Origin of the sequence: Paenibacillus sp. FSL P4-0176, from assembly GCF_037975265.1 — a bacterium.
GTDB classification, from domain to species: Bacteria; Bacillota; Bacilli; order Paenibacillales; family Paenibacillaceae; genus Paenibacillus; species Paenibacillus amylolyticus.
The window spans coordinates 3,714,930-3,729,426 of sequence record NZ_CP150242.1 but is presented as its reverse complement, the minus strand read 5'-3'; the positions used below and the strand labels follow the sequence as shown (position 1 = coordinate 3,729,426).

Genomic DNA, 14,497 nt, shown 5'->3' with positions numbered 1-14,497 from the left:
GATAAAAAAATGAACCCAATATTAGAACACATGACTGGTCTTAATACGCTGACCGATGACGTGATCGCAATGGATTTTTTGATGAACGCCAAGAGCGGTGTCAGAAACTACGCCATGGCTGTGACCGAATGTGCCACCCCCGAAATCAAACAAATTTTGATGAAACAGCTCGATGAAGCCATAGATTCTCATGAAAAGATATCAAATTACATGGTGCAGCATGGTTTATACCACCCTTACCATATTGCAGAGCAAATTCAGCTCGATCTGAAAAACATTCAGACTGCTATGAACATTCCGTCCTGACACCCTTTTTGATTTTAGCCAGAGACTTCAGAGAACAAAATGTCCCTGTGTCAAGAATTTCAACAATGAAAAAAGGCGGACACTATCCGCCCTTTTTTTGGCATCGTCACGAAACACGCTTATTGCAAGCGTTCCTTTACGTATTCTACTTATTTCTATCCTGAGACTGTTTATGGCCGCTGCTCTCTACTTTAATTGACTACAGTGAACTTAAGGCTCCAGCTTCCATGACATTTCCCAAAAATCAAGCTCAAAGCGACTGCACATCACGAAAATATCCTCCATCCGTTGGTACGTTCCCTCGCTACAGCCTTCTAATAGCTTATCAGTTAACGTCACTAGGGATTGATTGTTGCTGTTGTATTCAGAGGAAGCATATCCTGTGATCCACTCTCCGTAAAAAGGATGCTCAGCTGCACCTGGCTTTTGGGCAAGGACTTGACCAATCTCTGCATAGCTCCATGAGCAGGCCAGAATGGATACAAGTACTTCTGCTATGCCACCCGCATGGGAAACAGAGAGCATATAGTTAGTATAGGCTGCATTTTTCAGGGCAGGTTTTACCTGGAAAACATGATCCTCTGTAATTCCTAATCGCTCCATATAAGAACGATGAATTTTCATTTCACCATTCAGGATGTTATCTACGTTTTCACTAAAAAACTGCATCAATTTGGGGTCGTGCGACTTGACAATACCTAGTGCAAATACGCGGGCATAATCGAACAGGTACAAGTAGTCTTGCAGCAAATAATAACGAAATTGTTCAACCGTTAAGGAACCATCTCCGATTCCTTTAACAAAGGGATGCTCAAGACATTCCTTCCACACAGGCTGTGCTGCCTGATATAGTCTCTCTGAAATAGTCAACATGTGTTCCTCCAATTCATAATGTACGTATTTAAAAACAAAAAAACGAAACATCCTATGGATGTTTCGCAGACAAATACACTAAAACAAGGGGGTTCGCATGAGCTACCCAAGTACAGTGTTTCATCGTTGCATCCCTACGTTGGCATTATCCAAATCAGGTAAGGTCGGTTTAACACCCTCTCAGCCGGTTAAGGCTCCCTCGCAAACGGTTGTATGTAGTTGATTACTTTCCTATTCCCATAAAAGATAAAATAACATCCATTTAGTATATCAAGGGCTGTTAAATATAGTCAAGGAAGATTGTATCGCCCCTCATCACCTTTGGTGACGGATGTAAACGATGAAAACCATCACAACAATGGTTGAGTTTCAGCCACTGTTATGATGGTTTCTATTCTTGCAACTACTGCCGATGGTTTAATGCCCGAGTTTGTTCTTTCCGACAAAAGTGAGTATTCCGTACTGGGAAGTATTTCTCCAGCTCTCATTGGTCGTATCATTCCACTTGGCTACGCTCTGCTTACCTCCGCCCTGGTTGTCGTTAATTTGGAGCTCGAAACCGAGAACATTTCCTGCTTTGGGCGTCAATGATTGTAAATGAATTCTGGCTTCTACGAGATATCCTTTATTTGTTTTCTTCACAGCACTTACAAGGCGTCCAGGTGAGGCACCCCCTGCAAAGGTTCCCACATTGTCTGCACTGATTCTGAACTGGGCATCATCATATTGAAAATACGGTGTGCGCTGGTGATTCTCGTCCAGGAAAATCTCAACCGAATCCTGATCCCATGGGTTGATACTATCTGTAATGATGTTTGGATCAGTGACGTCGATCAGCAGGTATAGATACTCACCTGACCACATTGCGCGAGCCACTGCCTCTGCACCTTCGCTCTGGTTCAACCGTTTTACTTCAAATGGTGCAGCCTTATTCCATGATGTGTCTTTCTTCCCATCAATCTGAACAATCCCTTGCACAGCTTGTGCAGATTTGGGCATAGGGGCGAGTTGAATCACGCCGTATTTGCTTGTATCCTGTTCCTGAGATTGTGTTCTATCATTCCAGTACAGTGGATTATAAGGTTGTGTCCCACTTGAACCGCCATCAGTCACACGGATATCCAATCCGGCTTCATATTCTGATCCGACTTGGATACCACCCCACGGAATGGACAATTCAACCTGATATCCGGCTTTTGTCTCGCGTACACGATATGAACGCTGCTCCACACCCTCAGCTTTGCCCGACCGCTTAATGATTACGTGTCGGTCATCTGCTTCATATGAAGTGGTCTTGCCATTATTGAGATCAACAAAGATATCTACTCTGTCATTCACATCTGCCTTTGCATCCTGTACATCCACGAGGATATACAGGTTACTATGATCCCATAAAGTGCGGAAACTGGCTGATCCCGAAGAGTCACCCTTCAGTGGAGTAGACACCGCTTTGTTCCAGAGCGGATCTTGTGTCTGTTTTTTGATATCCGGTTTACCCGAAAGTGAGACGGCTCTCTGCGTCAACACAGGCAAACTGGATTCATCCACGAGTCCCCAGTATGCCTTTTTGGCCTTCAGGGCTGAATCAAACAGCATAGCCTGGTTGTTGTAAGACTTCTCATCTTGGAGTCCCCATAAGGTAACTGAAGAAATGTGGTCTTTGTGTTTTTTGTACAAATCCAACAGTTCCTTATATCGATACGCCTGCTTTACTGCAACTTCATCGGACATCTCTTCACCAAATGGAATTCCGCTATCCACATCCAGTTCCGTGATCTGAATATCCAATCCAAGTTCGGCGAACATGCTGATCGTTTTTTCAATTTCCTTGATGGGCGGGGATTCCAGGTTATAGTGGGATTGCAAACCCACACCATCGATGAGCCCTTTCTCTTTCAGTCGTTTGACCAACTGATACATATGCTCTCTTTTCTCAGAGATTTCCGTGAAGTATTCGTTGTAATATAATTTGGCATTCGGATCGGCTGCACGAGCGAATTCATAGGTTTTCTCAATATAATCCGGACCAATTAGTTCATAAAAGGGACTTTTACGTAAACCGTTGGCATCACCATTGCTATCCGCAATCGCCTCGTTTACCACATCCCAGGCATAGATCTTACCTTTGTATCGGGTCATGACGGTTTCAACGTAATCCTGAATCCGGGCAAGTAGTAATTCTCGACTCGCAGGGTTACCCTGAGGATCCTTGAACATCCACTCTGCTGCATCAATATGCCACAACAACGCATGTGCGCGTACGCCCATACCATGCTCCTCGGCGAACTGAACATATTGATCGGCTGCCTCGAACTCATAAACACCTTCGGAAGGAGACATGTACTTCGGTTTCATCTCGTAGGTTGCGGTCAAGCTGTTAAAGTGCTTTGTGAGCAGTTGTCCATATGCGCCTTCCAACTGCCAGCGATACACCGCTGCACCAATGGGGAAATCATCTTGATACAGGTCTTTCAGAGACAGAATCCCTTCTTCAATCTCCAGTTGCTCGGCCAGAGTAAATGATACATCATCCACATAGAACGATAACGTATCTACGCTATCTTCAGAGATGTAGGGTGTTTCGATGAACAAATTCAATTCAGTGGGATCATCGCTATACTGAAATTTTCCGGTGATTTTGTGCCATGTATTCCATTCTGCTTTGGCAATTTTCACGCTACCGATTGGGTTCCAGCTTTCGGCAGTTGTTTTTTTATATGTGGTGAGCTGTAATGTTTGATCCGTGGTGGGCTCCTGAGTAAGTCTTACATATGCCGCAATTTCGTACTCTTGGTTACGCTTAAGCAGATCCTTCATGGATAACATCGGTCCATGATAGGAACGCTCACGGTTGGCGACCAGCATACTGGACTGACCTTCGTGTGCTTCCTGCTGTGTCACTGTCAGCCTTTCGTTACCTGTACGTGGAGTCCACCCCTGAAGTGTACCGTCTTCAAAGTTTGTACTCAAATGACCTCCCTCCACTTCCGTAACTGCTTTGGCTGCATGTGAGACATTCGTAAATGGAAGCATGGCGAGTACGAGCACAAGAACCAAGGCCGTTATATTCCATTGACCTAACCGTTTCATACAATTCCTCCTCTTGATTTGGTCTAAGTATTTCTGAACGGATTAACATCCAGATAAATAGATTATAGCTCTTTGGATAACGCTTACATATAACAAATTTACAATAATTACAATAAAATGTTATCACTTGGTAATCTCGTGTGGGTTTAGGAAGCTGGAGTTCGTTCGCAAGGGATATCAAAAAACCGCTACATATTTGCAAAAATAAAAGACCGTTTCCCGATAAAATACGAGAAAACGGTCATCGTTAGAAAGTATCTTTTTTCCTGTCTGCTAACAGGCATATAAACTTTGTTTTATAATCGTCCCTCGTGACCCTGATCCTCCTGCACAATTCGAGCTATGTGAATCATCAAATATAATAATTCCTCGTTTGATATGGAGATATCCAGCATATTCTGCACGTAGGTTTTAATCATCTCCGCGCATTTGTATTCAAACGGATGCTCCTTCACCATGTGTTGAAATATAAAATCTTTCGCCGAATTGCCCAGACGTCCTTCTTGTAAACGCTGGATGAAGAATTGCAAATGTGTGACAAGTCTCACATAATGGATGGAATTTTTGTTCAATTGCATATCAAAGGTGTATTGAATCAGGTTAAAAATATCTTTTAACATCTTAACGGATTGCATCGTTCGCTCCATATTCTGTTCATGCGTTTGGGCATTCACGAAATGAAAAGCGATATTCCCTGCTTCTTCTTCCGGCAGTTCGATACCCAATTCTAGATTCAGCATCTGAACGGCTTCAAGGCCCAGTTCGAATTCGACAGGATGAAACCTCTGGATCTCCCATAACATGCGATTCTGTAATGCTACACCTTTTTTCCATCGTTCAATGGCAAATGACAAGTGATCCATAAGCGTGAAGAAGATTTGATCGTCAAGAGACAGCTTTTCTTTTGCATTGGTAATCAGTTTGTTTATGACATTCACATGTTTTTCTGGCATGTTTTCGATGGTTCGTACGTAAGCCTGGGCAGACGGATTATTTTGCAAAATGAATCGTTTCTGGATGTGTTCTTCATCCAGCCGCTCGCCGACTTTGCCTTTGAATGCCAACCCTTTTCCCATGACAATCATCTCTTGTCCCTGTTCATCTTTGGTCAGAAGCAAGCTGTTATTTAATATTTTGATTACTCTCATGCATTCATCACGATCCTTTATTCTTTCGTGACCGCCTGATCCGAATTTCCGATACATCTGCCATTCTGTTTAATGACCTCTTGATACCACGAGAAGCTTTTCTTCTTCAAACGCTTCAAGTCTTTCAGATCCTGTTCACCGCGGTTTACATAGATCATTCCATAACGTTTCCCATACCCCTGATGTGTGCTTACCAAGTCAATAACGGACCAAGGGCAATAACCAATCACATCTACTCCATCCGTTAGAGCCAGTCTGATCTGTTCCAGATGTTTCTCGATAAAATCAATCCGGTACGTATCGTTAATGGTGTTATCTGCCTCAAGTACATCCGGGGCTCCAATACCATTTTCCGTAATTAGAATAGGGAGACCATATCGTTCACATACCTTACGCAATGTCAGCCTTAGGCCAACCGGGTCAATGACCCAACCATATTTCGTTTTTTCCGTATAAGGATTCTCCGCGGCCCGGTATACTCCCTGCTCGCCAAGCATAATTTGCTGATCACCCGCACGAGCTGTAACATCCGACGCATCGCCCATACTGGCGGCAATGGTTGCCGTCGAGTAGTAGTTGATTGCTACCAGATCGGGGCGGCCAAACTGGATATCTTCCATGTCACCCTGCTCAATAACCGGCTCGATGCCGCGTTCCTGTAAATAACTCCAGAATAATGGATTATACCGTCCCCACACCGATAAGTCGAGAAAACCCCATCCACGAATCGTCTCCCAGTTATGAGCAGCGACTGCATCGGCTGGTCTGGAGGTTGCCTGGTACATGGAAGTCATGTTTAAAGCAGGTCCGATCTTACCTTGCGGGAGCATATCATGAAATAGTCGCATCGTTCTGCCTTGAGCTACAAACATGTGATGATTTTGCTGATACAGTTCCTTATTGGATGGCAAACGCCCGCCTTTTGGTGTACCAATAGCACCTGGATGAAGAATCATCGTATTTTGCTCATTAATGGTCAACCAATATTTCACTTTATGCCCGTAATGCTCAAACAAGATACGCCCATACTCGACGAAGGCATCGATCGTCCCCCGGTTGTTCCATCCTCCGGTTTTCTCAAGCTCGTAGGGTAAGTCGAAATGGTACATGGTCACAATGGGCTCAATACCATGGAGCAGCAATTCGTCAATTAATTGGTGATAAAAATCGAGTCCCTTCTCATTAACAGTCCCTGTGCCTGAAGGCAAGATTCGAGTCCATGCAATTGAAAAACGATATGCTTTGAGGCCCAGCTCTGCAAAAAGCTTCACGTCTTCTCTGAACCGGTGATAGTGATCGCTCGCAACCGTGAAATCGGCGGTTCCAGCCGGATGATCACACATATCGATGACGGACAGGCCTTTGCCATCTTTGTTCCAGGCTCCCTCCACTTGATAGGCCGAGGTAGACCCTCCCCACAGAAATTCATTGGGGAATGGTTTGATCTGTTGATATAACATCTCAAGCACTCCTTCATTTTAAATGTTGATCATGATATATGACGGACCATATGAAGTATCGTATTACGTTTGTTACGAAAGATGGATAATGGTTGCTCCAACCTCCACAGGATTCTGCTTCTCCAGCTTAATATCCGAGAAACGATCCGAATTGGCGATAATGATCGGGGTTATGACTTCATACCCTTCTGCCTTGATGGCATCGATATCAAAGCGGATCAACAAGTCCCCCCGTTGTACGCGATCCCCTACTTTAATGGAAGAGTCAAAATGTCTCCCCTTTAGGTTGACGGTATCCACTCCAATATGAATGAGCACCTCTTCTCCATCATAACCGTTTAATTTGACCGCATGTTTGGAGTCCATGAAAGCCGTAACTTCACCTGCGATCGGTGCATACAGTTCTCCTTTGGCAGGAATGATTGCAGCGCCCTTACCCAGTAATCCCAAAGAGAAGACATGGTCTGGTACACGGTCAAGGTGGACTAATTCCCCTTGCATCGGACTGGTGATCTTAAGTGGGCGTAATTCATTTTGGCTCGGTACATTTGCATTTGTTATTGTAGAAGACTGTGTGCTTGAGCTGTTGTCTTGAACAGGCTGCCCGGAAAGTGTCTTGTCATCGTTAACGTTGGTATTTCCTTCTTCTTCATCGTCCACTGGATCTTCAAAACCAATGATCCATGTCAGAGCAAAGGTAACGATAAAAGCGATCAGACAAGTCACAATGGCATGAACGATGTTCATCGGATTGCTGCCAATGAATGCAGGTAACGCGGCAAGCCCTGGAGACACGAAGGCATAACGTACTAATCCGGTCAGACCAGCGTATATCCCTGCTACACCACCACCGATCATTGCGGCAATTAAGGGTTTCTTCAGTTTCAGCGTTACACCGTACAAGGATGGTTCAGTGATACCCAACACAGCAGTGAAACCGGATGAAGCAGCGAGCTGTTTCAGTTTTTTGTTTTTCGTTTTCAATGCTACAGCAAGCGTAGCCCCACCTTGAGCAATATTGGACGCGAGCATTCCGGGACCGTTGATCATTTCATATCCATTTTTGGTCAGTTGGCTAGTTGCAATCGGCGTCATGGCCCATGCGGTACCTGTTACGATCAGGAATGGTTGCAAAGTTCCCATTAACAAAGGAATCAGCCAACTGGCTCTGGCATTAATCGCTTCTGCACCCATCGCAACCAGATCATTCAGGTACGTTCCGAAAGGCCCAATCGCCACCAATGCAAGTGGTGCTGTAATCAATAGTACAATCATTGGTTTCGTGAAAAATTTAATCATTGAGGGCGATACCCGATCCGCGAAACGTTCAATATAGGACATGAGCCAAACGACGATAATAATCGGCAGCACGGAGCCCGCGTAATCGGTTAGTCGAACTGGCACACCGATGAAAAACACGTCTTTTCCTTCCGCCATCAGGGCGCTCCAGCCTGGATGTAATAACACGCCGGCAACTGTCATCGCCAGAATGGGGCTAGTTTCAAATTTAATGGAAGCTCCATAAGCCAGCAGAATTGGCATGAAATAAAAAGCCGCGTCCGCAATGGTATTAAGGATATAGTAGTTTTGGCTTTCCGTCGTTACGAGGCCTGTCAGCACAAGTACGGCTAATATCGCTTTGATCATACCCGCGCCAATGATTGCCGGAATTACCGGAGTAAATGTTGTTGAGATCACGCTGATGAATCTGGATATCCAGCTCTGTTTTTGCTTTGGTCCGTTATTTTTGCCAGAATCCGATTTGGATTCCGCACTTCGGGTAGCCGAACCCATCTGCTGAGTGATAACTCGGTAGACCTGCTGCACCTCATTGCCCACAACGACCTGGTATTGTCCACCATTGTTCACAACGGTAATGACACCTGGAAGTGCTTTGAGTTTTTCTGTCTCCGCTTTGGAGATGTCGTGCAGTTCGAACCGAAGTCGAGTTGCGCAGTGCGTAAGCCGAGCGATATTATCTTTCTTCCCAATCAATTCCGTTATCTCTTGTCCCAACTTGCGATAATCCATACCAATGCCTCATTTCTGAATTTGGATATAAAAAAAGACCAAAACGATATGCCTTCCCCTACTCACATAAGGAAAATGCAAAATCATTTTGGTCATGCCTGCTTTACCAGTAACAGCCAAACACTGCTAATATTCAATTCGTTATCGATGTAAACGTTTACTGGATCATAATATCACACAATAAATTAGTTAGCAATCACTTTATTCGACATTTTTCTGCATTTAACATAGTTCCAATTATGTTATATCAGCACATATTGAAAAAAAATCTTACATTAGCTACTATAAAAAAAGCGAATTGAATTTACACCACAATAAATCTAAATGACAGGATGGTGCTAAAAGGTGTCGGTCATTATATCAACAGATGATTTAGAACTTTCTTGTCCGCATTGTAATGGCGAAAAGCAAGTTAATGAGGAGGATCAAATGGTGCCTTGTCCAAAATGTGAAGGTAAGGGCGTAATTATAACTACATTAGGACAAACATTACTTCACTTCATAAAAAAACATACTTAAAATAAGTAGAAAGAGACCGTAACTATTATAGTTGCGGTCTCTTTCTGTCTTTATCCAATTTATATACGGTGAAAATGTATCCAATGTACAATCGGGACGTAACAAGGTTATGACCAAATTAGCGGCCTTCTATAGGCTCCCACCCATTCCCCTGCTCAATTGCCTACATACAATACATTAGACTAATGAACAGGAGTGATGTGATATGACATTTTTACCTCCTTTTGGACCTGGTGGAGGGTTTGGCGGACCATGGGGTCCCGGAGGCCCAGGAGGACCCGGCGGACCCGGCGGATTTCCTGGTCCGCCATCGTTCCCCGGGGGTGGAGGCGGCGGACCACAAGGCGTGCAGGCACCTACAGGGCCGCCACCATCATTCATTCCACAGCAACCCGCTTCGTTATATGCGGTAGATCCAAGAGCCATATCCGGCTGTCTGTTTCGCTACACATATATTTGGCCGGATCGTGGTCCCGGCTTCTGGATGTACCCGGTATTTGTAGGTAGAAATTCGGTGGCTGGCTTCCGTTGGAATGGCTTCTTCTGGCTATACACAGGCATTGATCTGCAGCGAATCAGCTCGTTTAGCTGTTTCTAGAAGTAAATCCCCCTGTATGCGGATTAATCCACATACAGGGGGATTTAGATTTATGGAATATTCACCTTGTCTAAAGCAACTTAATCAGCTTTTCTAGCTCATCAACCAAACTCTTTGCAAGTTCAAAATTAGTATCTTTTAAAGCCAATTCAATTTTCATTTCAACAGACTTTTTCTTTTGTTCATTTTCTAGATAGTTTTCATTAAAATGACTCGCATAAATCATCTGTCTAAATTCTTCTATACTCATTTTACTAATCGTTTTGTCCTCGATAATTAAAACATAATCCATACCATTTACAACCGAATAGAAATCATGAGAAATCATGATAATCGCACCTTTGTAGTCTTCAATGGCTTTCTCCAATGCGATTTGTGTATAGATGTCCAGATGGCTTGTCGGTTCATCTAGGAGCAATACGTTGGCTTGACTGGCAGAAACTTTAGCCAGTTGAAGCATATTTTTTTCTCCACCAGATAAAGATTCAATCTTTTGATCAAGGATTTCTCCTTCAAAGCCATAGTTTGGAAGATACGATCTAATTTCATCATACGTTTGAAAGCCGGAATCAATGAATTCATTTAGGATGGTATTCGAATCTTTTAGCATTTCGCCTTGAACCTGAGATAAATAGGCCACTTTAACATCAGCATTTATTTCAATGGCATCCTGATTATTTTTAAAGATTTCTCGGAGTAAAGTCGTTTTCCCGGTACCGTTAGGACCGATCAGGGCTACTTTATCTGTAGATTTGATCTCAAAGTTCACATTTTCCAAAAGCAACTCGTCAAAGGAAACGTTATAGTTATTGACGTTAACCACAACGGTGTCTTCCATTTCCTTATCGATTCCAAAACGGATATTCGGCTGTTTGATATCGACAAATGGCTCTTTTATTCGACGTGCTTCCAATCTCTCTTGAAACTTGACTCTGGCTTTTAACGCTCTGCCTCTGGAGGCTTCGGAATTATATGTGGCGATCTCTCTAAGATTGTCGATGATGTGATCGTATCTCTCAATTTCCTCAGCTTCAGCAACTGCGATTTCTTGCAGTTCGATCTTAGACTGAAGCAGTGAGAAGTTGTAATCGATATATCGCCCGTCAAACTCTTGGAGCTCTGTGTTTTCTAGGTGTATGATTTTGTTGAAACAATGGTTCAACAGATATCGGTTGTGCGTAACGACCAGCAACATTCCCTTGTGTGTGTTAATCAATTTTTTAAGCGCGTTCAGGTTTTCAAAGTCTAAAAATACATCGGGTTCGTCCATAATCATGAAGTCTGGACGATTCAGCATTTCCTTCATCACTTGAATAAGTTTGAATTCCCCGCCGCTTACGGCGGATATACTAAGATCTTTGAGCTTCATGAGGTTGGCAAGGTTTAACTGTTTATTGATGTTTTTTTCGTAATTATCCCCATCCATCGCCTCGAATGCATCCAAAGCCAATTGAAGCTTTTCCATCAGGGAATCCATATCCGATGTGGTGGCCATCTCCGCATAAATCGCTGTAATTTCATCTTGTATCTTGATGAATTCTTCTGCGATATATTCAAAAACGGTCATTTCTTTTGTTTTGTCTACTTGCAAAAACTGACTCACATACCCGATTCTGCAATCGGGGTCTATCTCTAACTTGCCCTCGAACAAATATCGTTCCGGATCCATCAGGATATCGATCAATGTACTTTTTCCACTGCCGCTTGTTCCGATAAAAGCACAATGTTGTGCCTCTTCAAACGTAAATGAAATGTTTTTATATAGTTCCTTTTGTGGAAATGAGAAGGATAGGTTTTCAACTTTTATCATAGTGTTACCTTTCTTTACAACTAAATTGGTGGCTAATATTAAATATATTGTCGAACACAGACTTTTAGAGTAACACTGTTTACCACCAAGTACAATCGATTTTTAGCACTTACCCTCACTTTGAAACTCTAATACGTTCTATAGAATGATGGCTAGTGGACGGTGGTTTCTTCGTAAAACACTACTGACATACTGTTGTCAGTAGTGTATTTGTATAGTTGGAGTAAGCAATTGTAAAGGAGTAAAAGTAAATGCGAAGTGTTTTTGATCCAAAATGTATTACTTATTATAGGAAGGATGATATCTCGTGAATTTTGCTTCTGTGCGTATCATTACTGATGACGTGGATCGTCTTGTCGAGTTCTATGAGAAAATTACGGGTGTTTCGGCGGAACGCCCTGCACCTGTCTTTGCCGAACTCGTTATGCCATCGTGCACTCTAGCGATCGGCCACTCCCAGACGGTGCAACTGTTTGGCGCTGGTTCCGCTGTGGCGGCCAACAATCGTACTGTCATTATTGAGTTCCACGTCCACGATGTCGATGCCGAATACGAGCGCTTGAAGCCGTTTGTCGATGAGTGGGTAAAGGAACCTACCACAATGCCGTGGGGGAATCGTGCTGTGCTGTTTCGCGATCCTGACGGTAATCTGGTTAATCTCTTCACGCCGGTGACCGAGGAAGCAATCCAACGGTTCAGTGGTAGGCGTTAAGGACAGTTGAAATGAGCTACCATAGGGAGGCATGCTTTCTAACGATCTCAATAAATGCTTCTACTTGGGGAGAGATCCACTTGTTTTTGGGATACAGCAACTGTGTAGCTAGATTTTGTTTGTACTGCTGACCTGAAAGTTTTTCCTCCTTCAGCTCCTTCTCTACCGTAATTCGAGGTAACAAGGATATACCCATACCGCTCAATATCGACTGTTTCACAGCTTCAATACTCCAGAATTCAATATTGGAAGTAATCCCAATCTGATACTCTTCAATGCATTGTTCAAATAATGTGCGATAACCGCAACCTCTTTCGGTAAAAAGTAAATTGCTTCGTACGATGTCGCGTTGTAGCTCAAATGAATTGGGGTACAACAGCATCATGGGCTCCTCAGCCAATTTCTCACTGTACAGATTGGGATCATGCACCTCTGTCCCCAACATGAAGGAAATATCACTTTTACCTTGCATCAAATTCTCTTTATAATGTACGGAATCTAATTGGTGCCACTCGATATTGACATGAGGATGCAATTTTTTGAACTCTTCAATAATAGGTGGAAAACGATAGATCAACAACGTTTCCCCAATACTGATCACGATATTACCTGTTAATTCACCTTGTGCAACAGTCACTTCCTTAATCATATGATAAAGCTCAAGCATTTTTTGGGCATGTGGCAACAATTTTTTCCCGGTCTCCGTTAAAATAACCCGCTTACCAATTCGATCAAATAAAGGGTAGTTAATCTCCTCTTCCAACGCCTTAATATGCAATGTAATTGTAGATTGCGCGTATCCAAGATGTTCAGCAGCTTTGGTAAATCCCTCGTGTTCCACAATTGCAATAAATGTGACCAGATGACGTATTTCCATCATTGGCTCCCTTCTTTGTAACATCATTAAAACTGATCGTTTACATATAAACTATCAATTTAACTAATGTAAAGCAATCGTTTATATTCAATGTAGCTCATTAAGAGCCCATTTCATTTTTAATCTCAATCGTTTATGGAAGGGAGTAATCACTATGCAAACAGTAGCAACGTCATCCATCTTGATTAATGGATATCGAATCGCTTATGAGCAATACGGAGAAGGCTCTCCCATATGGCTCCTTCACGGAACACCCTCTTATAGCTATGAATGGAGAAAAGTAATACCCGCGCTGGTTCAAAAAGGGTATAAAGTCTACGTACATGACCTTCTTGGATATGGAGCATCCGAAAGACCACTCGAAGCAAATACTTCTGTGGCAGCACAATATGCGCTGTTTAGTCAGCTTTTAGACGCACTCGGAATGGATCGGTTACATGTCGCAGCCCACGATCTAGGTGGAATTGTTGGAGTCCAACTAGCCTTGGAACAGCCTGAGCGTGTACAATCGCTTACGTTACTCAACATGCCCAGCTATGATTCGTGGCCCTCACCAACCTGGAAGAAAATTATTGAAGAACAGCTTGAACAGGTTGAACAAATGCCCCGTGCAGATTTTGATATCATGCTAAAGAAACAATTACCCATGGCAGTGTATAATAAAGAGCTTATGACTGGCGATACACTTGATGCGTATCTGGAACCCCATGCAGGTTCATTGGGCAAAGCCTCTTTTTTCTCCCATCAGGTAGCTCACTATAATGCAAAATATACTGAATCCTATGGAACAGATTTACCCAAGCTGAATGTCCCTGTTCAAATTCTATGGGGTGAAGAAGATGAATGGCAGCCCCTCGCTTATGCAAAGAGGCTTGTCCAGGATATCCCTGATGCTTGTCTACATGTCATTCCCAAAGCTGGTCATTTTGTCATGGAAGATGAGCCGGGGCAATGTTCTGAGTATATCGACCGTTTCTGCAATAAACATCCGTGAGTTAGGATGCTAAAGAAAAAACACGAGGCGCGAATGCAGTCCCTCGTGTTTTTCTATTTACTTTAACCTTGGTTTGTAT

At 43.2% G+C, this 14,497-nt stretch carries 12 protein-coding genes and 1 riboswitch; of the genes, 5 read left to right on the top strand and 7 right to left on the bottom strand.

Annotation, left to right across the window (positions count from 1 at the left end; genetic code table 11):
* Positions 1–9 precede the first annotated feature (9 nt).
* Positions 10–306, top strand: a complete 297-nt coding sequence (locus tag MKY95_RS16770) for a spore coat protein (RefSeq protein ID WP_036615415.1) — start codon at positions 10–12, stop codon at positions 304–306.
* 210 nt (positions 307–516) lie between these two features.
* Here MKY95_RS16770 and tenA read toward each other — a convergent pair whose 3' ends face one another.
* The 5 genes from tenA to MKY95_RS16745 form a co-directional block, all read right to left on the bottom strand.
* On the bottom strand, positions 517–1,179 hold the full coding sequence (gene tenA / locus MKY95_RS16765; RefSeq protein ID WP_083669638.1) for a thiaminase II: 663 nt from the start codon (positions 1,177–1,179) through the stop codon (positions 517–519).
* A gap of 113 nt (positions 1,180–1,292) precedes the next feature.
* A riboswitch (TPP riboswitch) is annotated at positions 1,293–1,390 on the bottom strand.
* Between the two features lie 206 nt (positions 1,391–1,596).
* Positions 1,597–4,269, bottom strand: coding sequence for an endo-1,4-beta-xylanase (locus MKY95_RS16760; protein ID WP_036615417.1), 2,673 nt, complete (start codon positions 4,267–4,269; stop codon positions 1,597–1,599).
* A 296-nt stretch (positions 4,270–4,565) separates the two neighbouring features.
* The gene (locus MKY95_RS16755; RefSeq protein ID WP_076318155.1) at positions 4,566–5,417 is read right to left on the bottom strand and encodes a PRD domain-containing protein; all 852 of its coding nucleotides are present in this window, start codon (positions 5,415–5,417) and stop codon (positions 4,566–4,568) included.
* Positions 5,418–5,434: 17 nt separating this feature from the next.
* Complete coding sequence (locus tag MKY95_RS16750) at positions 5,435–6,877, bottom strand: glycoside hydrolase family 1 protein (RefSeq protein ID WP_036615418.1); 1,443 nt, start codon at positions 6,875–6,877, stop codon at positions 5,435–5,437.
* A 72-nt stretch (positions 6,878–6,949) separates the two neighbouring features.
* Positions 6,950–8,908, bottom strand: a complete 1,959-nt coding sequence (locus tag MKY95_RS16745; protein WP_076317776.1) for a beta-glucoside-specific PTS transporter subunit IIABC — start codon at positions 8,906–8,908, stop codon at positions 6,950–6,952.
* Between the two features lie 345 nt (positions 8,909–9,253).
* Here MKY95_RS16745 and MKY95_RS16740 point away from each other — a divergent pair, with 345 nt between their 5' ends.
* Complete coding sequence (locus MKY95_RS16740) at positions 9,254–9,427, top strand: tryptophan RNA-binding attenuation protein (RefSeq protein ID WP_076317777.1); 174 nt, start codon at positions 9,254–9,256, stop codon at positions 9,425–9,427.
* A 205-nt stretch (positions 9,428–9,632) separates the two neighbouring features.
* Positions 9,633–10,025 (top strand): transporter, encoded by a 393-nt coding sequence (locus MKY95_RS16735; RefSeq protein WP_076317778.1) that lies wholly within the window; start codon positions 9,633–9,635, stop codon positions 10,023–10,025.
* Positions 10,026–10,095: 70 nt separating this feature from the next.
* On the opposite strand, the gene MKY95_RS16730 is transcribed toward MKY95_RS16735, so the two are convergent.
* A complete protein-coding gene (locus tag MKY95_RS16730) occupies positions 10,096–11,835 on the bottom strand; it encodes an ATP-binding cassette domain-containing protein (RefSeq protein ID WP_339193454.1) in 1,740 nt (579 codons plus the stop codon).
* 307 nt (positions 11,836–12,142) lie between these two features.
* Here MKY95_RS16730 and MKY95_RS16725 point away from each other — a divergent pair, with 307 nt between their 5' ends.
* Entirely contained in the window at positions 12,143–12,547 is a 405-nt protein-coding gene (locus tag MKY95_RS16725; protein ID WP_339193453.1) for a VOC family protein, read from the top strand.
* Positions 12,548–12,563: 16 nt separating this feature from the next.
* Here the strand turns inward: MKY95_RS16725 and MKY95_RS16720 are convergent, their stop codons facing one another.
* The gene (locus MKY95_RS16720) at positions 12,564–13,427 is read right to left on the bottom strand and encodes a LysR family transcriptional regulator (RefSeq protein ID WP_127549400.1); all 864 of its coding nucleotides are present in this window, start codon (positions 13,425–13,427) and stop codon (positions 12,564–12,566) included.
* A gap of 151 nt (positions 13,428–13,578) precedes the next feature.
* Here MKY95_RS16720 and MKY95_RS16715 point away from each other — a divergent pair, with 151 nt between their 5' ends.
* Positions 13,579–14,418 (top strand): alpha/beta hydrolase, encoded by an 840-nt coding sequence (locus MKY95_RS16715; protein ID WP_339193450.1) that lies wholly within the window; start codon positions 13,579–13,581, stop codon positions 14,416–14,418.
* The last annotated feature ends 79 nt before the right edge of the window (positions 14,419–14,497 follow it).

What these genes read in the sequence shown, in the direction of transcription:
- tenA (WP_083669638.1), bottom strand. Translation starts at nt 1,179, where the DNA reads ATGTTGACTATTTCAGAGAGACTATATCAGGCAGCACAGCCTGTGTGG.
- MKY95_RS16745 (WP_076317776.1), bottom strand. Translation starts at nt 8,908, where the DNA reads ATGGATTATCGCAAGTTGGGACAAGAGATAACGGAATTGATTGGGAAG.
- MKY95_RS16715 (WP_339193450.1), top strand. Translation starts at nt 13,579, where the DNA reads ATGCAAACAGTAGCAACGTCATCCATCTTGATTAATGGATATCGAATC.
- MKY95_RS16770 (WP_036615415.1), top strand. Translation starts at nt 10, where the DNA reads ATGAACCCAATATTAGAACACATGACTGGTCTTAATACGCTGACCGAT.
- MKY95_RS16720 (WP_127549400.1), bottom strand. Translation starts at nt 13,427, where the DNA reads ATGATGGAAATACGTCATCTGGTCACATTTATTGCAATTGTGGAACAC.
- MKY95_RS16730 (WP_339193454.1), bottom strand. Translation starts at nt 11,835, where the DNA reads ATGATAAAAGTTGAAAACCTATCCTTCTCATTTCCACAAAAGGAACTA.
- MKY95_RS16750 (WP_036615418.1), bottom strand. Translation starts at nt 6,877, where the DNA reads ATGTTATATCAACAGATCAAACCATTCCCCAATGAATTTCTGTGGGGA.
- MKY95_RS16735 (WP_076317778.1), top strand. Translation starts at nt 9,633, where the DNA reads ATGACATTTTTACCTCCTTTTGGACCTGGTGGAGGGTTTGGCGGACCA.
- MKY95_RS16755 (WP_076318155.1), bottom strand. Translation starts at nt 5,417, where the DNA reads ATGAGAGTAATCAAAATATTAAATAACAGCTTGCTTCTGACCAAAGAT.
- MKY95_RS16760 (WP_036615417.1), bottom strand. Translation starts at nt 4,269, where the DNA reads ATGAAACGGTTAGGTCAATGGAATATAACGGCCTTGGTTCTTGTGCTC.